The following is a 23066-nucleotide window of genomic DNA, read 5'->3' as shown; positions in this document are numbered from 1 at the left end:
ATCTCTCGGCCTTTTTCGCGCCCTATTACTAATTATTTAGTCCTGATAAGAGCAACACCCATTTTCGTTGTGGGTAATTACCGCTATAATGCCGGCCGAAATGTATTTATAAACGCTGTAACCAGTCCGTTAGAGACGTCCCTGCAGCTACCCGTTTTTAAAATTAGCGATGATGAGGTCGTGACTGTGAGTAAATTTGCTGCCAAAGCTATTTCTACCCTGTTTGCTGTAGTACTGGGATTTCTGGCCACTTCAACAATGGCCAACACTGATAATGACGCCATTATCGAGCGTATCCAAAAAGTTGGATCTGTCTGCGTCGAAGGCGATGAGTGTGCCAGTGCTCCCGCGCCTTCAGCATCAGCTGGTGCACGTTCCGGATCAGACGTTTACAACGCTAGCTGTACTGCTTGTCACTCTACTGGCGTATTGGGCGCACCTAAGTTTGGTACTAGCGAGTGGACTGATCGCGGCGCCAAAGGCATGGAAACACTGATGCAAAGCGCACTGAACGGTTTTAATGCAATGCCTCCTCGCGGTACTTGCGCCGCCTGTTCTGATGATGAAATCCAAGCCGCTGTTCAATATATGCTCGACAGTGCAAAATAATATTTGAGCGCTATCAAAAAAGGCCGCTGAAGCGGCCTTTTTTATGGCTTGAATTTAACCGCTAGAGATCATCTAATAAGCCACGCAAACCACTCAACGTAGCGTTTCCACGAGCTTTATTGGTTGCCTCGCAGACTTCACCCCGCCCCTCATACTCTAGGTCGTCTTCGGGTAACTCATCTAGAAAGCGGCTCGGCTGACAGTCGATGAGTTCACCAAACTGCTTACGTTTACGAGCAAGCGTCATCGTCAGCGTTTTTTTCGCCCGAGTGATGCCCACATAGGCGAGCCGCCGCTCCTCTTCAATATCACCGTTTTCGATACTATTTCGATGAGGCAGAATCTCCTCTTCCATCCCCATCAGATAAACATGATCAAACTCCAACCCTTTAGAGGCATGCAGCGTCATCAACTGGACTCGGTCAGAATCGTCTTCCTCCTCTTGCCGTTCCATAATGTCCATCAGAATCAGCCGAGCGATCGCCTCGCGAATACCGGCATCGGGGTCATCCTCCTGCAAACGTTCCAGTGTATTGCGCAGAGAATCAACCAATATCCAGACATTCTGCATCCGCCGTTCAGCCACGGTGTCACTGGAGCTGTTCTGTGCAATCCAGCCAGCAAAATCAATATCCTCTATCATCTTGCGCACAGCATCGATAGGGTCGCCCTGCTCGCACTGCTGATAAATGCCTTCCAACCAGTTTTTAAAGCGGCGCAATCGTTCAACCTGAGCAGGCTTCAATATTTGCTCTAGTCCTAACTCACTGCACGCATTAAACAAACTGGTCTGCCGCTCGGTAGCATATTCACCCAAGCCCTGCAGCGTTGTATGCCCAATTTCCCGTCGCGGTAGGTTAATGATCCGCAGAAACGCATTATCATCATCAGGATTCACCAACACCTTCATATAGGACATGATGTCCTTAATCTCGGCGCGACCAAAGAAAGAGGTTCCGCCGTTAAGCTTATACGGCACCTGATAGCTTTGCAGCTTCAGTTCGAGCAAGCGGGCCTGGTGGTTACCCCGGTACAGAATCGCGAAATCCTTAAATTGATATCGCTTACGCAGGTGCAGATCCAATATCTCAGTGGCAATACGTTCACACTCGCCATCTTCATTGCGGGTAAACACCACCCGCAGTGGATCACCAAACCCCATATCGCTCCACAGTGTTTTATCAAACACGTGGGGGTTATTCGCAATAACCGTATTCGCCGCCTTTAGAATACGGCCGGTAGAACGATAATTCTGTTCCAACTTGACGACTTTTAACGAAGGAAAATCTTCCTGCAACTGCACCAGATTCTCGGGCCGTGCACCCCGCCATGAATAGATCGACTGATCATCATCACCCACAACGGTGAGCATTCCTCGCGTACCCACCAGCATTTTAACCAGTAAATATTGAGTGACGTTGGTATCTTGATACTCATCAACGAGCAGATAGCGAATCTTATTTTGCCAACGCTCTAAAATCTCCGCATGCTGAATAAACAGCTGCACCGGCAACAGAATCAGATCATCAAAATCCACCGCATTATAAGCTTTAAGACTCTTCTGATAAGCCTCATAGGCTCGGGCGGCGAGAACTTCTGCAGGGCCTTCAGCGCTTGCCAACGCCTGATCCGGCCCTAGCATATCGTTCTTCCAATTTGAGATCGTATGCTGAATGGAATCAACCTGATCGGTTTCTTCGTCATGATGCAGTAGCAAGCTTTTCAACAACGCTTTACTATCTTGATCATCAAACAGTGAAAAGCCCGATTTAAAACCCAGCGTTTTAAGCTCTTTGCGAATAATGGTGAGCCCTAGGTTATGAAACGTTGAAACTGTTAACCCTCGGGTGGCTTTACCCTTAACTAACGAATTAACCCGCTCTTTCATTTCACGGGAGGCTTTATTCGTAAAGGTAACCGCGGCAATGTTATGCGCTTTGATGCCACAGGTCTCTATCAGATAGGCAATCTTACGGGTGATCACACTGGTCTTACCTGAGCCTGCACCAGCCAGCACCAAAAGAGGCCCGCTGATGTAATCTACGGCTTCCCGCTGCTTCGGATTAAGTCTCGACATTATAAATACTAACTCTGAAGGCTAAAGTTTTGCCTATAGGCGGCCGATAGCGTTACGTTAAACTTTTAAAACAAAACACCAAAAACACGATAATTGATTGTTTTTAAAGCAATAAACATCCAAACAAACGTTTAACTCTGGAAATTTGCGTGTTACTCTTTAGTCGCTTACAGGGGGACAATTATCGCATGGAATGAATTGTCTTTTCAGTAGAAAATAGGAGGGAATGAACATGGTAGTTTGCTCTCTAGTGTATTTGATATGTTGTCTGTAGCTTCAAACAACCCAGAATGTTTAATCATTGACAGTTGCGGAATTGATACCTCTAGAATGGTAGATCTGTTGCAGCGACATCAGTGTAAACCCAGGCAATGCTCTTTTGATCAAGCGTCTAAAGCGCTAGCACAAGCTGATTTTCGGCTGATTTTCTTACATACCTGCTATACCGATACTAACGCCCTCTCTGAGCTGCACTATCTACGTCAATTATACCCGATGATTCCGATCATTCTGTTTGACGATAAAATCGATACCGATCGTATTGATGAATCGATGCTTTGGCGAGCCAACGACTTTATATCTACCGCCGAATGCACCGATGAAATACTGCAAAGAGTGCTCCGCTATAACCTCAAAGTTTATCAATATCGTACCAAGATCGAACGGCTTAACCAGCTCGACCCATTGACGGGGATGATGAACCGGCAGCAATTTTATAAAGAGCTAGGGGAGCAACTTATATCACCAAAAAAGTCCTCAGCCGTAAAACATTTCGCACTGATCAATGTCGATCTGGATGGCTTCAGGCGCTTCAATAATCTTAACGGCTATACCGCCGGTGACATCGTTGTTAAAGAGATGAGTCAGCGGCTAACAACGCTGTCGCCCGGTCTGATCTGCCGACAGGGAAACGATGAATTCATTCTGCTACAAGGCGCATCTAGCCATAAAAGCCTTACCCAACAGACCACCGAACTCTGTAAACAGATCATTCATAGCCTAAGACAGCCTTATACCTATCAAGATTTAGAAGTCATTCTCCCCTGCAGCATAGGGGTCGCCCTAGCCCCAAAGCAACACTGCGAAATCGACACCCTGATCAATCAGGCAACACTGGCTAGAATCAAGGCGAAAGAGAAAAGCTGTTGTAGCTACATCATTTTCGACCAGCAAGATCACTCTACTGAGCAAGCTCATATAGCCATCGAGCCGGAGCTGATTAACGCCATCCGCCGTAATGAATTTGAACTCTTCTATCAGCCACGCGTGGACATTATGACCGGTAACATTATCGGCGCGGAGGGCTTAATTCGCTGGCGACATCCCAAAAAAGGGCTAATCTACCCCGATGCCTTTATACCAACCGCCGAACGTACGGGTCTAATCGTGCCTATCGGTTATTGGGTGATTCAACAAGCAGGACAAGACCTTCAGCGAATTCTAGCAAGCGGTCTAACTATCGAAAGACTGAGCGTTAACCTTTCCTTCCGCCAGTTTCAGGACAGTTATCTCTGTCGGACAATCCAACGCCTGATCAATAAATACACGATCGATACGTCCATTCTCGAGTTTGAACTGACCGAATCTGCACTGTTCAACAATGAAGTTCATGTGCAAGAGGGCATCGAAGAGTTACACACCCTCGGCATCAACTTCTCACTGGATGACTTTGGCACCGGCTACTCTTCATTCTCATTACTGCAGAAGCTGCCAATCAGTAGCCTAAAAATAGATCGATCCTTTGTGTCCGGCGTGATGGAAAACACCGATGATCGCGAAATTGTCAAAGCTCTGATTCGATTGGCCCACAGCCTCAATAAAGAGATCATCGCCGAAGGGGTTGAAACCCAGCAGCAGCTTAACTTCCTGACCCGCTATGGTTGCCATCAAGCTCAAGGGTACCTATACAGCAAACCTATCCCCTACGAAGAGTTTGTATATCTACTGGAACATGGCTATCAACTCAAAGAGGAGAGCGCCGCAACCCTATAGCCTCAAGAAGCGCAGCACTGCTAATATTAGCCTCGCCCTGCAGATCGGCAATGGTTCTTGATACCTTTAACACTCGATGTGTGGCCCGAGCAGATAAGCCCATGCGACTCATCGCCTGCATTAGCAACTGTTCCTGCTCAGAACCCAACAGGCAATGTTGCTCCAACCCATTAACATCCAGTTGATCATTAATACAGCCTTGTCGTTGCTGCTGAATATCTCGAGCACGCACCACCCGCGCACGGATATCAACGCTAGATTCACTACTTTCAGCCGGTCCCATCAACTGTTCGGGGGTCAATCCCGGAACCCAACTCTGCAAGTCAATCCGATCCAACAGTGGCCCCGATATACGCGCTTGATAACGCTGCACCTGATCCGGCGTACAGCGACATCGTCCACTCTGATCACCCCGATAACCACAGGGACAGGGATTCATAGCGGCAACTAACTGGAATCGAGCGGGAAAGCGGGCTTGCAAGGCGGCACGGGAGATATTAATCACACCCGATTCGAGTGGTTCTCGCATCACCTCTAACACTTGGCGGCTGTATTCGGGTAACTCATCAAGAAACAACACGCCTTGATGAGCTAATGAGATCTCACCGGGGCGTGGATTACTGCCACCACCCACCAGCGCAACTGCCGAGGCGGTATGATGTGGCGTTCTAAAAGGCCGAATACCCGCATACAGACGGCTATCTTTCACTCCAGCGATCGAATAGATAGCCGCAACATCTAATAATTCATCGGCAACCAGAGGCGGTAGAATACCGGGCAAGCGGCTCGCCAACATACTTTTACCACTGCCGGGCGGCCCACACAGTAATAAATTATGTCCTCCGCCGGCGGCAATTTCTAACGCGCGCTTAGCTTGATACTGCCCCCGAACATCCGCCATATCCGCATCAACAGCATCATTGCTCGGCCAATCAGACACCATTGCTGGCGATAACAGATTAGCCCCCGCAAGGTGATTACTAACCTCGAGCAGAGACCCCGCGGCAAACAAACGCAGCCCCGTCACCAATCCTGCTTCCTGAACGTTGTCTGTTGCCAAAAAAAGGCTTCGCCCTGCATTGCGACAATTCAGTGCAACCGGCAAAACACCCGCAACGGCACGCAAACTCCCCGATAGCGCCAGTTCAGCCAAAAACTCATAATCATCAGCACAGTTCTGCGGTAGCTGACCACTGGCGATAAGAATACCCACCGCAATCGCTAGATCGTAGCGGCCTCCTTCTTTAGGGAGATCTGCGGGGGCTAGATTGACGGTAATGCGGCGTGCGGGAAATTCAAAGCCACAATTAAGCAGTGAACTACGTACCCGTTCCCGACTCTCTTTTACGCCGGTTTCCGGCATTCCGACGATGGAAAAACTAGGCAGACCGCCCGATAGATGAACTTCCACCGCCACCAGTGGCGATTGAATACCCAGTTGCGCCCGAGTGTGTACAATTGCTAATGCCATAATCCATCCTTGGATCTGTTAAATAATGTCTGATTCCCGTCTGTTAAGCATAGTCTATTCGCCTGTATTGACCGCGCTAAATTGAGGCACTATTGCTCCAACTCTAATCGCTCAATCAATTGCTTCATGGTTAACTCCGACCCGACATACTTACCACTCATCCGCAAACAGCCCTGCTGAGTGAGCCGCGTCATCTGACCCGTGGTGCGCACCCCTTCAGCCATCACCCCTAATTCACTACCTTGGGCGATTGAGATAAGCTTCTCAACTTCACGGATATAACGACTATCTCGCATCTGCTGCTCCACCAACCCCGCATTCACGAGCAACATATCAGGCAGCAACTGAGGGGGAAGCCGTTCAAGATTGTGCCCCTGCGGGTCCAGTAAAACCAGCACACCTAGCGCTTTAAACTCTTCAATCTCGTCGGGAAATAGCTGTAACTGATCATAATGTAAATTGATCATCAATCGCTGGGGCGGAATTCCCGCTTTAACCATCTGCCGTATCAACTGAGCAATAACCTCTGCAGAAAATAGCTCTTCATCCTGTAATCGAAGGCTCAGATTCTGAAACTGCTCAAAACGATTCCACTCTGCAATTAACGGTAACAACTGCTGCTCAAGTTGCTGATGGTAGTCATCCAACAGGCCATAACGGGATAACTGAGGAACAAACTGTGCCGGCGTTAAAATCCCTTGTGTCGGATGATTCATCGCCAGCGATACCTCTGCCGCCGCCAAGTGATGCCCTTGCAATGAATAAACCGGATTAAACCTCAGCTGCAACCATCCCTCGGATACCCCCTGATCCAAGGTTTCTCGGCTGAAAACGGCACCACTTCCCAGCCCTATATCATAGACACGAAAACCGTTATGGCTATCCGGAGTACGCAAAACCAACCGCGCGCGATCAAGCATTAGTTCCGCACTAATACTACCGCCTTCGACCAACACGCCTCCCATCGCATAGTCACCCAGCAAGGGTTGCTCCGCTGTATCGACTCGCTCTAGCAACACGTCAGAGATACGCTCAGCAAACTGCTCGAGCACCATCTCATCTGGACAGTCGTCCAAGACAAACACGAAATTCTGCTCTTGATCCACCGCCAACAGATCGGTCTCCCGCACCTGAGCACTCAGTCGCGCACCGATCGCTGCCGTCAATTGCTCCCGATCAGCGTCATCAGCCTGTAACTGCAGCAAGATAAGACCTCGCCCTCGATGCCCCAAACTATCACGTAGCAACTGCTGATTTAGCTGCTCCAACAACATATGCTCGTCCGGCAAACCTGTCAGTACATCATAGCTGGCATGATTAAAGCGGCTTGGATCACCATAAGCGCTACTAATATCTGAAAACTGTGCGACAAAGCCTTCAATCTCGCCATTTTCATCCCGTTGGGCCATCAGGCTATACCAAGCAGGATAACTATGACCATCCTTGTGACGGTTCCACAGCTCTCCCTCCCAGTAACCTCTTAACATCAACTGCTGCCATAGATGATCGAACATTTCTGCGGCAATATTACGATTAGTGACGATACCCGGCCCTTGTCCGGCCACATCTTCAAAGGCATAACCACTGACCTCAGAAAAACCCGCATTCACTCGATAGATCCGGTTATCCTCATCCAGCAACATAACCGCCTGAGGAGTGTAATCGAACAAGCCTTGCTCTGGATGTTGCGCCAACTGCCGTCCCGCAGCCTGTGCTGTACGCATAGCATTGACGATAAACAGGCCCGCTACTGGATTCCAGCAAATCTCCAACTGTAGCCACAGGGTGCTATCTTCAACAAAGGGCTGCCATGATAACGTTGCCGTCCCCTGAGACCGAGCTAACATCATGCCATGTTGCAGCTCAAACAAGCTCTCTTCAGCATGCACTTGCGACAGTGGCACGCCGCTTAACTCCCCCTGCCAACCCAACATACCCGTGTATTCCTGAGTCGCGAACTGATAACTCAGATCTGGCAGGATGCAGGCATACATAGGCAGATGCATAAGGACTCCTTGAACGGCAAGATAATGATTTGATTGAACGGATGATCTCAGTGTATTGATTCGCTTAGCTATCGGCTTTATTAACCAACTGTTCCAACCGCTCAATCTCCAATTGTAACTGCTCCAGTTTAGCTCGACTTCGGCCTAATACCGCACTCTGAGCATCAAACTCTTCTCGGGTTACCAGATCCATCCGACTAAAAGCGCCCTGTAATAGGACATAAATCTGTTGTTGCAGCTCAGTTTCAACAGAACGCTGACGGGTTTGTTCAAATAACTGCCCGATCTGGCCACTGATACCCTCAAGTATTTTATGATTAATCATATCTCATCTTTCCAATTATATTGGCTGACTATTTACATAACACTATAACAATAAACGGAAAATTAGCCGATTCACATCCTTTATTGATCTCCAACACTCACGTTTATGCACCAAAGCGGTGCCTGCACAACAATTGTGCACCAGTTATTTATCAACGGAGGGCCAGATCCTCTCTACAAAAAGCAAAATTTCACACCGAAAAACGATAAATATATGTTTTTAAAGATAATTTAATTTAATGGCACGTCCAATGCTATGTATGAGCCATACCGTTTATTCCTGCGTTGATAAGCAGCGCAGCTCTTTAAAACAGTTTTACTAGTGGAGATCAGATCCCATGAAACTCATCTCAGCAATTATTAAACCATTCAAACTGGATGACGTGCGTGAAGCACTTTCCGACATCGGCGTACAGGGTATCACTGTCACCGAAGTGAAAGGCTTCGGCCGTCAGAAAGGCCATACAGAACTCTACCGCGGAGCAGAATATGTTGTCGATTTTCTGCCTAAAGTAAAGGTCGACGCTGCTGTGGAGGACGGCATCGTTGATCAGGTAGTAGAAGCGATTAGCAAAACGGCTCAAACCGGCAAAATCGGAGACGGCAAGATTTTCGTATTGCCAGTCGAAGAAGTTATCCGGATTCGTACCGGTGAAACTGGCGACAGCGCTCTGTAAGCAACCTTTTTACAACCGAAAACAACTCTAAGCATAGGCTTCAGGGGGAAGTGATGGAAAACCAAATTTTTGAATTACAATATGCAATGGACACCTTTTATTTCTTGGTGTGCGGCGCATTAGTTATGTGGATGGCGGCAGGTTTCGCCATGCTAGAAGCCGGTCTGGTGCGTGCGAAAAACACCACTGAGATCCTGACTAAAAACGTTGCCTTGTTTGCAATCGCATCGATCATGTATCTGATATGTGGTTATGAAGTAATGTACGGCGGCGGTATCTTCCTAAGCGGCATCGGCGAAGTTGATGTTGCTCAAGTATTGCTTGATTCTGCTGAAGAAGGCTTCGACGGTGGTTCTGTTTATTCCGGCGCGTCTGACTTCTTCTTCCAAGTTGTGTTCGTTGCTACCGCGATGTCTATTGTCTCCGGTGCAGTTGCTGAGCGCATGAAACTGTGGGCTTTCCTTGCTTTTGCCGTCGTTATGACCGGCATTATCTACCCAATGGAAGGTGCATGGACTTGGAACGGCGATGACGTTTTCGGTATGTACAACCTAGGCGACCTTGGTTTCTCTGACTTTGCCGGTTCTGGTATCGTTCACATGGCCGGTGCTGCTGCAGCGCTTGCGGGTGTTCTTCTGCTAGGTGCCCGTAAAGGCAAATATACAGCTAACGGTGTTTCTGCCATCCCTGGTGCAAACCTGCCATTGGCGACACTGGGTACGTTCATCCTATGGATGGGCTGGTTCGGATTCAACGGTGGTTCAGTTCTGAAACTCGGTGATATCTCAAGTGCACACTCTGTTGCCATGGTATTCCTGAACACCAATACCGCCGCTGCCGGTGGTGCTGTTGCCGCACTGATTACCGCTCGCCTACTGTTCGGTAAAGCAGATTTGACCATGCTACTGAACGGCGCATTGGCCGGTCTGGTTGCCATTACTGCTGAGCCTTCTACCCCGACTGCACTGCAGGCAACTCTGTTCGGCGCAATCGGTGGTGTACTGGTGGTCTTCGCTATCATTACTCTGGATAAACTACGTATCGATGATCCTGTAGGTGCCATCTCTGTTCACGGTGTTTGTGGTCTATTGGGTCTGCTGCTAGTACCTATCACCAATGGTGATTCAAGCTTCAGTGGTCAGTTGATCGGTGCCGCGACTATCTTTGTCTGGGTATTCGGTACCAGCCTGATCGTATGGGGCATCATCAAAGCGATTATCGGCCTGCGAGTTACTGAAGAAGAAGAATACGAAGGTGTTGATATCGCTGAATGCGGTATGGAAGCTTACCCTGAATTTACTTCTGCTAAGTAAAACCGACGGTCAAAAATAAAAACAATACGGTATAAGGGGAGCTTCGGCTCCCCTTCTGACGTTTTATTAACTTATTGATTCTGGGTATACTAGGCTCAAGATTGATCTCCAACCGTCTGAGGCCAGCAGGAATACCCTGTCAGCACAACAGATCCAAGCGAGGATAATAATGATGAAACTGGTAAGTGCGGTAATAAAACCGTTCAAACTGGATGATGTACGTGAAGCTCTGTCAGAAATTGGCATTCAGGGTGTCACCGTCACAGAAGTAAAAGGCTTTGGACGTCAGAAAGGCCATACCGAGTTATACCGTGGCGCAGAGTACGTTGTAGATTTTCTACCTAAAGTTAAAATCGAAGCGGCTATTTCAGATGACTTGGTTGACCAGGTTATCGAAGCGATCGCCTCAACCGCTAATACCGGCAAGATTGGCGATGGTAAAATTTTTGTAACGCCGCTAGAGCAAGCTATCCGTATTCGTACCGGCGAGACGGGTACTGACGCGCTATAGATCGCAGCATAAAATGTTAAAAAAGGCACTCATTGAGTGCCTTTTCTATTTCTACGGCCGAATGATTATTTCAAGCCAGTATCAGTTATGCCTAGGGGTTTGTGGATAACAATCGCAACATACAACAGCACCGCCAGCTCAACCATGCCTCAAAAGCATCGATAACCCCCGCCCTATCGATACTCTCTAGAACCACCCTAGGTGGAATCAGCAAAACAGCCACATTATTGAAAATATACCCGTTTCAGGCAGCTGGGTTAAAACTTTTGTTGCAATAGTATCTATACTCCACTCATGACCTTTAAAACCAGCAATAAAGTATACCTAGCCGTCCTGATATATATTGTCTGGGTTGTACTCTATGTTGTCTGGGATTATTCGCGCGAACATGACCGCATCTATCAACAAATTGATAACGAGTTGATCAGCAGCGCCGTAGCAACACCGCTAATATTACCAAAACACTTTCATCATCAGGAAATGCAGCCAGGCGACGTGACGCCAGAAGCAGATCTCGACAATACCTTAAAGCTCTCTCGCTTTGTCCGCAGCAGCGACATCATCTACGTCTATACCTTAATAAAAGAAGATGACACTATCTTTTTTACTAGCTCTAGCAGTACCGTCACTGAACTTCAGGCGGGTAAAAACCTATACAATTATTTCCTGCCTTATGATGATGCTGATCCTAGGATAAATCAGGTATTTGTCGATCAAAAACAGAAGTTTCTTGAGATAACGGACAGTTGGGGCCACTTCCGCAGCGTCTTTATTCCTCGGACTTCGCCTGATGGCGTGCAGTACCTAACGGCAGCAGACATTGAAATCAGTCAGATTCAGACACAATTAAATCAAAGGTTGATACAACAGATAGGCATTGCGGTTATCTTTTTGTTATTTCTGCTGCCGATTCTATGGACCTTCTCCTCTGCGCAGCGACGCTGGGCCAAAGACCTTGAAATCAGTGTACGCGAGCGTACTGAAGAGCTACACAGCAGTAAAGCATTCCTCTCATCGATCATCGAACATTCACCGGTTGGTTTTTTCCATTACGACCAGCATGGTGTAATCTCAATGATCAACCAGCGCTTTACCGATATTATTGGAGCATCAAGCGCCAGCATCGTTGGCATCAACCTACTTGAGAAGCTCACCAATGAAGACGTTATCGCCGCACTGAATGAATCCCTACGTGGCAATGTCGGCTATTTCGAAGGCCCCTATATCTCGATTATGGGTCATCGCTCGATGTACCTCATCGCAGAGTTTGTCCCTCTACGGGATAAAATGGGCGTTATTAATGGCGGTATCGGAGTATTCAATGATGTATCCGAGCAGCAAGCGACGACCGACACGCTGAAAAAACTATCCAGAGCAGTCGAACAAAGCCCCAATGTTGTCGTGATAACCGATCTTAAAGGCAAGATTGAATATGTTAATCCCCGTTTCACCGATATAACAGGCTATACCGCCGATGAAGTCATGGGTAAAAGTTCCCGCTTACTCAATTCAGGTGAAACCTCCAAAGCGATTTACCATGATCTGTGGAAAACACTACTCTCTGGACAGGAGTGGCAAGGTGTATTCCATAATAAAAAGAAAAGCGGAGAACTGTATTGGGCCGAAGAGACTATCTCACCGATCACCAATAATTTTGGCGAAATCACCCACTTTGTTGCCTTACAGGAAGATGTAACCGAAGCTCGCCGAATCTCTGACGAGATCGATTTTCAAACAACCCATGACCCGCTAACCGGCCTGCTAAACCGCCAACAATTCGAAAATGAGTTAGCGCAGACTATCGAACATGCACATACACATAACTCCCACCATGTGCTCTGTTTTATCGATATTGATCAATTTAAAATCATTAATGATACCTGCGGCCATATGGCTGGGGATGATATGTTGCGTCAACTCAGCAACCTGATCAGGGACAAGCTTCGCAGCCATGACATACTTGCCCGTCCTGGGGGAGATGAGTTTTTACTGTTGTTAAAAAACGCCAGTCTAGCGCGGGCTGAACATATCGTCCAAGTGATTATGAATGACCTTAAACAGTTCCGATTCCAGTGGGAAGATCATAACTTTACCGTTGAAATCAGTGCGGGCCTTGCCACTATTGATCATCATACCGGCAGTGCCGTAGGCGCTCTACAAGACGTTGATACCGCTTGTTATACAGCCAAAGAAGCCGGTCGTAATCGCATTCATATTTACAATGATCAAGATGAACAACAACTCATTCGTAAAGGCTATATCCAGTGGGCCAGTGAGATCCATCGTGCTCTCGATGAAAACGCGTTTAGACTGTACGCCCAACCGATTGTGCCATTACAAAAAGAGCAAAAAATAGGCTACGAGATATTACTGCGGTTGTTATCTGACACCGGTGAAATCATCGGGCCTGATGCCTTTTTGCCAGCCGCCGAACGCTATAATATCGCGCCGCAGATCGATCGATGGGTCATCCGTAACAGCCTACAATGGATGGCTAAAAACATTGATAATCTTGAGCACATTTCCAGCTTAGCAATCAACCTCTCAGGGCAATCCCTAGGCGATGACGCTCTGCTGAGCTTTATTATCTGCAGCATCCAACAAAGCAAAGTGCCCGCCGCGATGATTAAGTTTGAAATCACCGAAACGGCGGCGATTGCCAACCTCAAAAATGCCCAGAAGTTTATCTGCTCACTCAAAAACCTCGGTTGTCGCTTTGCCCTCGATGACTTCGGTAGTGGCTTATCCTCATTTGCTTATCTGAAAAATTTGCCGGTCGATCTGCTGAAGATCGACGGTATGTTTGTACGTAATATTCTGATCGACCCCATTGATGAAGCGATGGTTCGCTCTATCAATGAAGTCGGTCATATTATGGGGATGGAAACCATTGCCGAGTTTGTTGAAACAGACGCAATGATGGCTCGTCTCAAGACAATGGGTGTTGATTATGCACAAGGCTATGCGATCAGCCGCCCAGTGCCGATCGACACCATCCTTCAAGATATTCCGCTAACAACTTCGTAAAAGCTCATCACCAGCGAGATCAACCCTCTCAGACCGAGCTTACACCTTGGGGAAACTCAGTAATAACGTCAGCCCTTCGCCCGGCTGACTACTCGCTGATAAAGAGCCTCCTAGTAGCTGCACCGCCCGCTGGGCAATACTCAAACCAAGACCATAACCGTTCTGCTGCCCTGTAAAACGGACAAATGGCTTAAACATGCGCGCTAACTGCTCGGCATTCAATCCTTGGCCTTTATCTGTCACTCGGATTAATACCTTGTTCGCAGTGAGTTCCGCGGCAATGGTAATTCCCGTGCCTGCTGGTGTATGTTTCACCGCATTACCCAAAATATTACTCAGCGCCCTCTCAAGCAGCGCAGGGTTACCTTTTATCCGATAATTAACAGGACGCCATTGAATCGGATGATGCGGCGCACTGAAGCGATAGTCCTCCACCAGCGTATCAATCACACTCGCAAGCTCGAAAGGTTGATCTGAAACCTCCATCTGCTCTAAACGGGATAAGCGAAGAATCTCATCGATCAAACGGTTGATACGGTCACATTCTTGATTGATCCGATCAATATATTGCTGATCGGCATCTGACATTTTCTGCCCTGCCAGTCCTGCCGCCATCTGCAGTCTTGCTAATGGTGCCCGTAACTCATGGGATACATCCTGTAATAGATGGGTATTGGACTGCAGTGTTTGCTCGACATATTCAGCCATCTGATTAAATTCACGACTTAACTCACCGATCTCATCCCCTCGACGACTTAAACCATCATCGATTCGCGCGCTAAGATCGCCGTTGTAAAGGTCGCGGGTATACTGACGCAAGCGGTTAACAGGCCGCACGACCATTAAGCTGATCAGTAATGCCGCGATGCCTGCCACCACCATTAACAGCGCCACCTGCACCGAGAGGAAGAAACCAAACAGCTTATCCCCCAGAGGCGGCGGCATATGTGTTTCCACTACGACCCGATATTTACGGCTATTATCTGATATCAGATCCATCACCAAAGGATTACGCATTTTTTTGTTATCATCACGACCAAAAATCACCTTTCCCGTTTGCAGATCCTTTATCTGAATTCGGGCTGGAGCAAAGCGTTTATCCTTATGGTCCTCATCGTCGTGAGAGCGTCGCCAATCTTTCATAGAAGGCAGCCGGCCATTACGTTCATAGCGATCAATCAGCAGCTCAGCCTGACCTAACGCCCGAGCACTCTGTACATCACGGTCTCGCTCTTTCTCGGACAGATGCCCAATCACAAAAGCCGTCAACGCGATAACCAGAAAACTGGTGACCCAAACAGTGACAAATATTTTCAGAAACAGTCGTTTATACCAGCGAATCGCCATCTACCTACCTTGCTTCGCTTTACGCGATATCATGCATTACTCATTCACCAGCATATAGCCGGCACCACGAACGGTTTTAATCAGTTCACTGCCCGGCATCACCGCCGCCAGCTTTTGCCGCACTCGACTCACATGTACATCAATCGCTCGATCATAAGCCGTCAGTTTACGGTGCAGCACCTTCTCTGTCAGTTCATCCTTACTCACGATAGAGCCGACCGACTGCATCAATTCAGCCAGTACATTAAACTCTGCACTGGTCAGCTCGATCTCATTACCCGCCACTTGCACCCGCCGTTTACCCGGATCAAGCTCGATATTATGTAGACTCAACACGGTAGCTGTTTCTTCCGGTCCGACTGTCTGACCACTGCGGCGTAACACCGCCCTAATGCGGGCCACCAACTCACGAGGGTTACAGGGTTTACCCAAATAATCATCGGCGCCCATTTCTAAACCGATAATCCGATCGATATCATCACCCCGCCCGGTCAGCATGATCACCGGCGTTTTAACCCGAGGCCGCACCTGTTGTAACAACTCTAAGCCCGTTTGTCCCGGCATCATAATGTCAAAAATCAGCAGATCATAAGCGCCATCTTGCTGTAATAAAGGTAATGCCTGCTCAGCACTGTGAGCAAAACTGACCTCGAACCCTTCTGACTGAAGATACTGCCCCATCAGGTCACAAAGTTCCTGATCATCATCGACTAATAGTAGTTTCACGTTATCACTCATAAATAGATCTCTTTCTCGATAGTGTCAGAGTAATCAAGCCACAGGGTAATTACACCTGTCTAAAACACCCTTTACCAAACTTTACACCGCCTTTACCCAACTTAGCAGGGGGGTAGCACATACTGTATCCATCAAAACAAACAACGCTTTCGGAGAAACATCATGCGCAAACAAATCATTATAGGAATTACCGCTGCTATTATTGGTGCTGGTGCACTCACCGCAGGTATCGCTTCAGCTCACGATAAAGACCGTTGCGGTGATCGTGAAGAAGGCCATCACGGCAAACAGGAACAGATGGAAGACGGTAAGCATGCCGACAAACGCCTGCACCATATGGCCAAAGAACTGGGGCTTAGCGAAGAGCAAGAAGCGCAGATGAAAACCCTCTTCAAAGATCGCCACGATCAAATGAGAGAGCAGCGTGAGCAGATAAAAGAGGTGCATGCTGCGCTCAGAGATCTTGATGTCAACGCGCCTGATTATGATGAGCGTGTTGCGGGCCTAGTCATCCAAGCCCAGGAAAATACAGCTGAAATGATAGAGGCACGCGCCCAGCAGAAAAAAGAGCTATTCGCGATTCTTACACCTGAACAACAAGAGAAGTTCTTGGAAATGCGTCCAGACAAACCACGTCACGGTGATAAAAAACCCCGTCACGATGACTAATATCGATTAATCTTGTTAATCGGGTCGGCTGAATCAGGCTCCAGCCGGCCTATGTTAACCCCGTTAAATTGATTTATTGCTATTCACCATCGCCTTTAAAACGGCTTCTTGCCCTGCCCTTGCGCAGGGCTTTTTTTGTTTTAAACAAAACAGTTTAACTCATAACTGTGAACGCAGATCGACTTCCAGCGTGGTTAGATACCGCGCTTCCCTATCCACTTCATGCTGTTGCTGCATGATATGTAAGGCTCGGAAATGGATGGCCCGATCCAAACTTCGCACATCATCGAGTAACCGCGCACGCCTACCGGACGAGTGTTCATCCGTCAGCAATGCGTCTCGGGCTTGATTCAATGCGTGTTTATCGGCATGCTGCGCCGCTTTCAACTCCTTTAATCGCTCTTCAGCATCGGCCAACCGCTCTACTTGCCGATGAGCCTCGACACCGAGTTCAAAACCATACGCAAACGCTGGACGAAGATCACCACTACAAACGGTATTGAACACCTGCCCAGCGCGTGCGGTGGCATAACCATTAACCGCGGTGCAATAGCGTATAACTCCGCGGTCATAGCCCTGCAGGTAATCATCGATTTGTGGCACCACTCCATATTCGGCACAGGCATCTCGATGTTGCTCTAAACGCTTGGTTTCATAACCCGCCGCACCATCATTAAAGCCAATCAGTTGCCAATCCGCCGATAAACAGTCCTCTTTGTCGAGCGTGGCACAGCTTGCTAACCCCACACTCAGAAAGACCACGAATGATCGCCTTATCATGTTCATCGCTCCCTCTTCTTGATTAAGCAGGCATTGTGCTCAATCGTGGCTGAATACCAACCGAACATAGCGTAAACATCGGGTTATTCAGCATCCAGCGCATCGATCATTGCCGCGCAAATAAAGTCATTTTCAGATAAACCGCCCAGAGCATGGGTGGTGAAACGTACTCGGCAGCTGGCATAACTCACCTCGAGATCGGGATGATGATTTTCCCGATGGGCGATCCACGCCAGTGCATTTACAAAGGCCATCGTGTGATGAAAATCTTTAAACTGAAACAGTTTGTGGATAACGTTCGCCTCATCATCGACGGACCAGCCAGATGCCAGCTGGACTAACCGCTGCTGCGCTTCTACTCGATTCAACACAGTCATTCCCTTATAGGGAAGACAATGACGCTGCTGCAAACAAATGGGCTCACTCATGAGCTACTCCAATAATTAACACCTTGGCTTTAGTATAAACACGGATACACCAACAGTAGATAGATTGATTAACTCGGCGTATGGATTCCATGGTAAGGTTCTGCTCTGACAAGGCTGCAGAATACAAGGACAGAGATTATGCCGACTTATGACTACCGCTGCGAAACTACTGGCGATATTTTTGAGGTGCGTCACCCAAAGACACTTAAAATTTCCAGTTGGGCCGATCTATGCGATATCGGCGGTTTCAATAGTGGCGCGATACCGCTGAATGCAGCCGTCACCCAATTACTCAACACCGCGGATATGATTAGTCATACCCCTCGACAAAAATCTAAACCACAACCCTGTACGACGTGTGCGGGTTGTCATCAAGATTGTGGAAGCTAATATGCTGTTAAAAATGTTCGGTAAAGCACCTATCTTAACCCTGTTACTCAGTCTTCTATTAATCAATTCCGCAACCGCTGGGGCACTCAAGCCCACCATGAAAGAGATGCGTCTCCATTATAAGCAGGCGATGGATGCCCGCGATCCCGTCGTTTTTAATGACAAGATTGCCGAATTCTTAACTCAGCTGGAAACCGCACGCAGCTATAAATTTTCACCCGAACGCAAAGAGCTATCACTGGAAGGCCTCAATAAGGTTCAAAGCTTGGTTAGCAGCCTACCAACAGCCACCGATACCAATCTGGCTGAATTACAGAGCCAATTAAAAGAAGTGGACCAATTACGGCTGGAATACCATAAAAAAGTAAAGCCGGGGGTTTTTGATTTGCTCCTCGACACATTCAAAAAAGCGCTAAACCTGTAGCAAAACCTATATATCAGTTTTAACTGAAACCGCTGTCGACATTTCATCTATCTGTGGTATAGATATTATTCATCATTCACACAGACAGCGGCGTTATATGTCCGGCAAAATAGTTACCCTGTTATGCACAGCCCTCATCTTACTCTCTGGGTGCGAACAACAGCCTAGCGCGAAAGCACGTCAAGCTAAGCCGCACTTGGTTGAGGTCATGCAGGCCGCCCCTGCGGATATTGAACTAGAACGCATCCGCACCGGTAGCCTTGAAGCCTTTCAGACCATCAACATCTATACCCAAGAAGAGGGTATCGTTAACGAAATTCTCCCTCGGGAAGGCGATCGGGTAAAACGCGATCAACTACTGGTAAGATTGGATGATCAACTACTCAGCGCACAGTTACAGCGGGCCCGAGCCGTTCGCCAGCAGGCGGAAACCGAATTAGCCCGCATCAAAGGGCTTATTAAGCGTAATCTTACCGCCCGCTCCGAACTCACCAGCCGCGAAACCGACCTAGCGGTCGCCCAAGCCGATGAAAAAGTCATCGCCACTCGGCTAGGCTACACCCGTATACGCTCACCCATAGACGGCGTCATCACTGGCCGACATACCGAACCGGGTAATCTGGCAGAACAGTCTTCGCACCTACTAACCGTGGCCGATGTCAGCAGCCTAAGACTTAAAGTTGACGTATCTGAACTATTGCTCAATCAACTCGCCATCGGAATGCCGGTCGATATTCAGATCGATGCTCTACAGAGCAGTCATCAACTCAAACCCTTTGCCGTGTCTGGCACTGTCAGCCGCATCTACCCGACTATCGATCCTACCACTCGCAGTGGCACCCTTGAAATCAGCCTGAGTCCTGCACCGGAAGGCGCACGCCCAGGTCAGTTTGCGCGAGTAAAATTCAGTATCGCCCGACAACAGGTGCTGTTGTTACCCTTTGGTAGCCTGCGACAATCCGCTAACGGCAGTTATGTCTTCGTCACCGACAGTGATAACAAGGTTCAGATACGACCACTCGAAACAGGCCTCAAAACCGGCGAACAGATCGAAATTCTCGCCGGACTTCAGCCAGGAGAACGGGTCATTACCCGCGGCTTCACCAACCTTAAACCGGGGATGCAGGTCACTGTTGTCAACCGGACCAGCGACTGAGGCCGACGCTCATGAGACACTCAAGAGGACTGGCTAACTGGTCTATCCGCCACCCCGTTGGAGTGATCATGCTGGCCTTGTCAGTGATCGTGATCGGCTCCTTTGCTCTCAACCGTCTATCGGTCGATCTATTACCCAATATTATCTACCCTGAGATTCGTGTCAGAGTGTTGGACAGCGGCGTTCCACCCACGGTGATGGAAGATCGGGTGACCCGAAAACTAGAAGAGCAACTGGCGATTACCGAAGATGCCATCCATGTACAATCGACCACCACACAGGGCACCACCACGGTCGATCTAGCCTTTGAATATGGCAAAGATATCGATGTCGCCTTGCGGGATGCCAGTACCCGACTCGATCGCGCGCGGCGCAACCTACCAGACTCGATCGATTCACCGGTAATCTATAAGCTCGACCCCTCACAAATTCCGGTGATGGAATTTGTTATCAGTTCTCAGATTCTCGATAGTGCAGCACTGCGCCAATGGGCCGATGATGTGATCGCCAAATGGTTGATCAATTTGCCTGGTGTGGCAGCTGCCGAAGTGGGCGGCGGGGTGGTGCGCGAAGTGCATATTATTCCGGATCAACAACGGATGGCCGCCTACGATATCAGCTATAGCACCCTGACCGATGCGGTGACAGAGGGTAACGGCGATCAAGCGGCCGGGCGCATCACGATGCCCGGCAATGAACTCAATAGCCGCATCAGTGGCCGGCTTATCTCACTCGAACAACTACGCCAACTCCCCGTTGCTCGCCGAGGCGATACCAGCCTAACCCTAGCAGACCTCGCCAGTGTCGAGTTCAGCACCGAAGACGAGCGTATTCTGATCCGCGCCGACGGTGTACAGGGCATCAAGCTGTCGATTCAAAAACAGCCCGCCGCCAACACCACCTATGTCGCCGATCAGGTCAAAGAACGGCTGGTCTGGCTAGCGCAACAACAGATCATTCCCGCCGATATCAGCGTCACCCAGGTGTCCGATCAATCAATCTATGTCAAACAATCCCTCAATAACGCCACCACTGCGGCTATCAGTGGGGCATTACTGGCGATGGCGGTGGTCTATCTGTTTCTGGGAAATCTGCGCCATACGCTGATAATCGGTAGTGCGATCCCGATTGCCATTATGTTTACCTGTGTATTGATGGGGCTCGGCGGACTCACCCTCAATATTATGACCCTCGGTGGCTTAGCATTAGGTATCGGGATGTTGGTGGATAACACCATTGTGATGCTAGAAAATATCAGCCGCCATCAGCAGAATCATGAACACCCACTCGCGGCGGCCAACAATGCCGCCACCGAGGTTAATAGTGCGATTATCGCCTCAACCTCAACCAACCTCTGTGCCATTTTGCCATTTTTGTTTATTGGCGGATTAACTGGACTGCTATTTCAAGAACTGATTATCACCATCTCAGCGGCTATTTTTGCCTCGATGGTGATCGCCCTGACCCTCGTGCCAGCACTCGCCGCCGCGACCAAGCCTTCTCGAAGTGGCGGCATTCGTCAGTTGACCGACCGAGCGGTGAAAGGCCTACAACGAGTTTATAGCGCCATCCTCAAACGTTTTTTACAGCACCGCCTGCTCACCCTGTTCGCTTTTATTCTGGCGCTGCTCCTCTCCATGCCGGTTTTCACCAGTGGTAAACAGATCTTTCTACCGCCGCTCGATGATGGCCGGATCACCATCAGAATCACCGCCGATACCGGTATATCCCTGAGCGAAATGGACGCCAAGGTCAGTCAACTGGAAGCGCTTTTTGCCCAGCAACCCGAAACTGAAACGGTGTTTACCCTAGTCGGTGGCTCGGTGTTTGGCCGCTCACAACGGGAGCAATCCAACCGCTCAACCGTGGTGGTACAACTCAAGTCGGTAGCTGAACGCCAGCTATCGAGCCATCAGTGGATAGAGAAGCTACAGCGGCAAATAGCGGCCCTACAACTGGCTGGGTTCACCGTGAGAATGACCCAACGCGGCATCCGCGGCATCCGTACCAACAGCGGTAGCGAAGATATCAGTCTGCGCTTACAGGGACCGGATAATAAAACGCTGATTAGTCTGGCGGATGAGTTAACCGCCGAACTCAAGTCACTGCCCCAACTGCGTAACCTGAGTCACTCGGCAGAAGACCGTCTGAACGAACTCTCGATCAGTCTAGACCGAGTACGTGCGAATCAGCTCGGCATCGATCTGGCCGATCTTATAGAGGCCACCCAGATCGCACTGCAGGGCAAAGTCATCAGCGAATACATTACCGACGATCACGCCTACGATATCCGTCTGCGTCTAGCAGAGCAGCATTTCAATACCCCTCAATCGATGGAGACCTTACTGCTGTTCCCCGGCAACGGTGCAGCGCCCCCTGTACACCTTTCCGATGTTGCCAACATTCAACTGATTGAATCGCCGGCCAGTATTCAGCGGGATAACCAGATGCGTATCGTTGAGATATCCGCCTCCCTGGCGCCGAATATGACGCTCGGCGAGGCCTTAATCGCGATTAAAACCGTGCGTGACGAACTATCCCTGCCTGAGGGTTATACCGTCTATGATGGTGGTTCAGAAAAGGTGCTGGCAGAGCAAAACAAACTCACCACGATGTTGCTGGGGTTAGCCCTGTTTTTGGTGTTTGTGGTGATGGCGATTCAATACGAATCACTGCGTAATCCGTTAATCATTATTTTCAGCGTGCCCTTTGCGGCTATCGGCGTGGCCGGTGGGCTCTGGCTAACCGCCATTCCGCTGTCGATGCCGGTCTGGTTAGGCATGATTATGCTAACCGGCATCGTGGTGAATAACGCGATTCTATTGGTGGAATATGTCGAGATCGCCCGTGATAAAGGCAGCGATATTTCTACAGCGATTCTCGAAGCGGCTAGACTTCGGCTACGGCCGATTATCATGACCACGCTGAGTACCGTTGCCGGTATGCTGCCCCTCGCACTCGGCTGGGGTGATGGTGCCGAAATGCTACAACCCTTGGCGATCACCGTGATCTGGGGGCTTAGCTTCTCAATGCTGGTCAGCCTCGTTTTGATTCCCGTGACCTACCATCTGGTTAATTATCGCCGCTCATCTAAGGCGTAAAAATCTAGGCCGTAACCGTTAAACCG

19 protein-coding genes are annotated in these 23066 nt (G+C 48.9%); 11 read left to right on the top strand and 8 right to left on the bottom strand.

Annotated features, from left to right (window positions below; translation table 11 throughout):
- Positions 1–186: 186 nt before the first annotated feature.
- Complete coding sequence (locus tag KO512_RS04750; protein WP_303491953.1) at positions 187–609, top strand: c-type cytochrome; 423 nt, start codon at positions 187–189, stop codon at positions 607–609.
- Positions 610–670: 61 nt separating this feature from the next.
- Here KO512_RS04750 and rep read toward each other — a convergent pair whose 3' ends face one another.
- Entirely contained in the window at positions 671–2686 is a 2016-nt protein-coding gene (gene rep / locus KO512_RS04745; RefSeq protein ID WP_215951194.1) for a DNA helicase Rep, read from the bottom strand.
- A 330-nt stretch (positions 2687–3016) separates the two neighbouring features.
- Here rep and KO512_RS04740 point away from each other — a divergent pair, with 330 nt between their 5' ends.
- Complete coding sequence (locus tag KO512_RS04740) at positions 3017–4678, top strand: putative bifunctional diguanylate cyclase/phosphodiesterase (protein WP_215951193.1); 1662 nt, start codon at positions 3017–3019, stop codon at positions 4676–4678.
- On the opposite strand, the gene KO512_RS04735 is transcribed toward KO512_RS04740, so the two are convergent.
- The 3 genes from KO512_RS04735 to KO512_RS04725 all read right to left on the bottom strand — a co-directional run bounded on the left by KO512_RS04735 (position 4650) and on the right by KO512_RS04725 (position 8480).
- Entirely contained in the window at positions 4650–6149 is a 1500-nt protein-coding gene (locus KO512_RS04735) for a YifB family Mg chelatase-like AAA ATPase (protein WP_215951192.1), read from the bottom strand. The two genes, KO512_RS04740 and KO512_RS04735, sit on opposite strands and share 29 nt — an antisense overlap.
- An 89-nt stretch (positions 6150–6238) precedes the next feature.
- Positions 6239–8155, bottom strand: a complete 1917-nt coding sequence (locus tag KO512_RS04730; RefSeq protein WP_215951191.1) for an EAL domain-containing protein — start codon at positions 8153–8155, stop codon at positions 6239–6241.
- A 64-nt stretch (positions 8156–8219) separates the two neighbouring features.
- The gene (locus tag KO512_RS04725) at positions 8220–8480 is read right to left on the bottom strand and encodes an accessory factor UbiK family protein (protein ID WP_215951190.1); all 261 of its coding nucleotides are present in this window, start codon (positions 8478–8480) and stop codon (positions 8220–8222) included.
- A 337-nt stretch (positions 8481–8817) separates the two neighbouring features.
- Here KO512_RS04725 and glnK (KO512_RS04720) point away from each other — a divergent pair, with 337 nt between their 5' ends.
- The 4 genes from glnK (KO512_RS04720) (at position 8818) to KO512_RS04705 (ending at position 14007) form a co-directional block, all read left to right on the top strand.
- A complete protein-coding gene (gene glnK, locus KO512_RS04720; protein ID WP_215951189.1) occupies positions 8818–9156 on the top strand; it encodes a P-II family nitrogen regulator in 339 nt (112 codons plus the stop codon).
- A gap of 53 nt (positions 9157–9209) precedes the next feature.
- A complete protein-coding gene (locus KO512_RS04715; protein ID WP_215951188.1) occupies positions 9210–10469 on the top strand; it encodes an ammonium transporter in 1260 nt (419 codons plus the stop codon).
- Positions 10470–10641: 172 nt separating this feature from the next.
- Entirely contained in the window at positions 10642–10980 is a 339-nt protein-coding gene (gene glnK, locus KO512_RS04710; RefSeq protein ID WP_091354713.1) for a P-II family nitrogen regulator, read from the top strand.
- Positions 10981–11274: 294 nt separating this feature from the next.
- Positions 11275–14007, top strand: a complete 2733-nt coding sequence (locus KO512_RS04705) for a bifunctional diguanylate cyclase/phosphodiesterase (protein WP_215951187.1) — start codon at positions 11275–11277, stop codon at positions 14005–14007.
- Positions 14008–14046: 39 nt separating this feature from the next.
- On the opposite strand, the gene KO512_RS04700 is transcribed toward KO512_RS04705, so the two are convergent.
- Complete coding sequence (locus KO512_RS04700) at positions 14047–15354, bottom strand: HAMP domain-containing sensor histidine kinase (protein ID WP_215951186.1); 1308 nt, start codon at positions 15352–15354, stop codon at positions 14047–14049.
- Between the two features lie 36 nt (positions 15355–15390).
- Positions 15391–16092: a response regulator transcription factor gene (locus tag KO512_RS04695; protein ID WP_215951185.1), complete on the bottom strand. Its 702-nt coding sequence runs from the start codon at positions 16090–16092 to the stop codon at positions 15391–15393.
- A 162-nt stretch (positions 16093–16254) separates the two neighbouring features.
- Here KO512_RS04695 and KO512_RS04690 point away from each other — a divergent pair, with 162 nt between their 5' ends.
- Positions 16255–16761 (top strand): Spy/CpxP family protein refolding chaperone, encoded by a 507-nt coding sequence (locus tag KO512_RS04690; protein WP_215951184.1) that lies wholly within the window; start codon positions 16255–16257, stop codon positions 16759–16761.
- A gap of 159 nt (positions 16762–16920) precedes the next feature.
- Here KO512_RS04690 and KO512_RS04685 read toward each other — a convergent pair whose 3' ends face one another.
- Both KO512_RS04685 and KO512_RS04680 read right to left on the bottom strand, forming a co-directional pair.
- On the bottom strand, positions 16921–17541 hold the full coding sequence (locus KO512_RS04685) for a DUF2799 domain-containing protein (RefSeq protein WP_215951183.1): 621 nt from the start codon (positions 17539–17541) through the stop codon (positions 16921–16923).
- 83 nt (positions 17542–17624) lie between these two features.
- Complete coding sequence (locus tag KO512_RS04680; protein WP_215951182.1) at positions 17625–17969, bottom strand: 4a-hydroxytetrahydrobiopterin dehydratase; 345 nt, start codon at positions 17967–17969, stop codon at positions 17625–17627.
- 138 nt (positions 17970–18107) lie between these two features.
- Here KO512_RS04680 and KO512_RS04675 point away from each other — a divergent pair, with 138 nt between their 5' ends.
- The 4 genes from KO512_RS04675 to KO512_RS04660 all read left to right on the top strand — a co-directional run bounded on the left by KO512_RS04675 (position 18108) and on the right by KO512_RS04660 (position 23040).
- Positions 18108–18359 (top strand): zinc ribbon domain-containing protein, encoded by a 252-nt coding sequence (locus KO512_RS04675; protein ID WP_215951181.1) that lies wholly within the window; start codon positions 18108–18110, stop codon positions 18357–18359.
- Between the two features lies 1 nt (position 18360).
- Positions 18361–18783, top strand: coding sequence for a cytochrome b562 (locus tag KO512_RS04670; RefSeq protein ID WP_215951180.1), 423 nt, complete (start codon positions 18361–18363; stop codon positions 18781–18783).
- A gap of 97 nt (positions 18784–18880) precedes the next feature.
- On the top strand, positions 18881–19939 hold the full coding sequence (locus KO512_RS04665) for an efflux RND transporter periplasmic adaptor subunit (protein WP_215951179.1): 1059 nt from the start codon (positions 18881–18883) through the stop codon (positions 19937–19939).
- Positions 19940–19950: 11 nt separating this feature from the next.
- A complete protein-coding gene (locus KO512_RS04660) occupies positions 19951–23040 on the top strand; it encodes an efflux RND transporter permease subunit (RefSeq protein ID WP_215951178.1) in 3090 nt (1029 codons plus the stop codon).
- Positions 23041–23066 lie beyond the last annotated feature (26 nt).

The organism is Amphritea atlantica (assembly GCF_018860855.1).
GTDB classification, from domain to species: Bacteria; Pseudomonadota; Gammaproteobacteria; order Pseudomonadales; family Balneatricaceae; genus Amphritea; species Amphritea atlantica_A.
This window is presented reverse-complemented; position numbering and strand designations above follow the sequence as displayed.

Coding starts and splice junctions, on each gene's coding strand:
- rep (WP_215951194.1), bottom strand. CDS start 2,686: ATGTCGAGACTTAATCCGAAGCAGCGGGAAGCCGTAGATTACATCAGC.
- KO512_RS04740 (WP_215951193.1), top strand. CDS start 3,017: ATGGTAGATCTGTTGCAGCGACATCAGTGTAAACCCAGGCAATGCTCT.
- KO512_RS04735 (WP_215951192.1), bottom strand. CDS start 6,149: ATGGCATTAGCAATTGTACACACTCGGGCGCAACTGGGTATTCAATCG.
- KO512_RS04730 (WP_215951191.1), bottom strand. CDS start 8,155: ATGCATCTGCCTATGTATGCCTGCATCCTGCCAGATCTGAGTTATCAG.
- KO512_RS04725 (WP_215951190.1), bottom strand. CDS start 8,480: ATGATTAATCATAAAATACTTGAGGGTATCAGTGGCCAGATCGGGCAG.
- glnK (WP_215951189.1), top strand. CDS start 8,818: ATGAAACTCATCTCAGCAATTATTAAACCATTCAAACTGGATGACGTG.
- KO512_RS04715 (WP_215951188.1), top strand. CDS start 9,210: ATGGAAAACCAAATTTTTGAATTACAATATGCAATGGACACCTTTTAT.
- glnK (WP_091354713.1), top strand. CDS start 10,642: ATGAAACTGGTAAGTGCGGTAATAAAACCGTTCAAACTGGATGATGTA.
- KO512_RS04705 (WP_215951187.1), top strand. CDS start 11,275: ATGACCTTTAAAACCAGCAATAAAGTATACCTAGCCGTCCTGATATAT.
- KO512_RS04700 (WP_215951186.1), bottom strand. CDS start 15,354: ATGGCGATTCGCTGGTATAAACGACTGTTTCTGAAAATATTTGTCACT.
- KO512_RS04695 (WP_215951185.1), bottom strand. CDS start 16,092: ATGAGTGATAACGTGAAACTACTATTAGTCGATGATGATCAGGAACTT.
- KO512_RS04690 (WP_215951184.1), top strand. CDS start 16,255: ATGCGCAAACAAATCATTATAGGAATTACCGCTGCTATTATTGGTGCT.
- KO512_RS04685 (WP_215951183.1), bottom strand. CDS start 17,541: ATGATAAGGCGATCATTCGTGGTCTTTCTGAGTGTGGGGTTAGCAAGC.
- KO512_RS04680 (WP_215951182.1), bottom strand. CDS start 17,969: ATGAGTGAGCCCATTTGTTTGCAGCAGCGTCATTGTCTTCCCTATAAG.
- KO512_RS04675 (WP_215951181.1), top strand. CDS start 18,108: ATGCCGACTTATGACTACCGCTGCGAAACTACTGGCGATATTTTTGAG.
- KO512_RS04670 (WP_215951180.1), top strand. CDS start 18,361: ATGCTGTTAAAAATGTTCGGTAAAGCACCTATCTTAACCCTGTTACTC.
- KO512_RS04665 (WP_215951179.1), top strand. CDS start 18,881: ATGTCCGGCAAAATAGTTACCCTGTTATGCACAGCCCTCATCTTACTC.
- KO512_RS04660 (WP_215951178.1), top strand. CDS start 19,951: ATGAGACACTCAAGAGGACTGGCTAACTGGTCTATCCGCCACCCCGTT.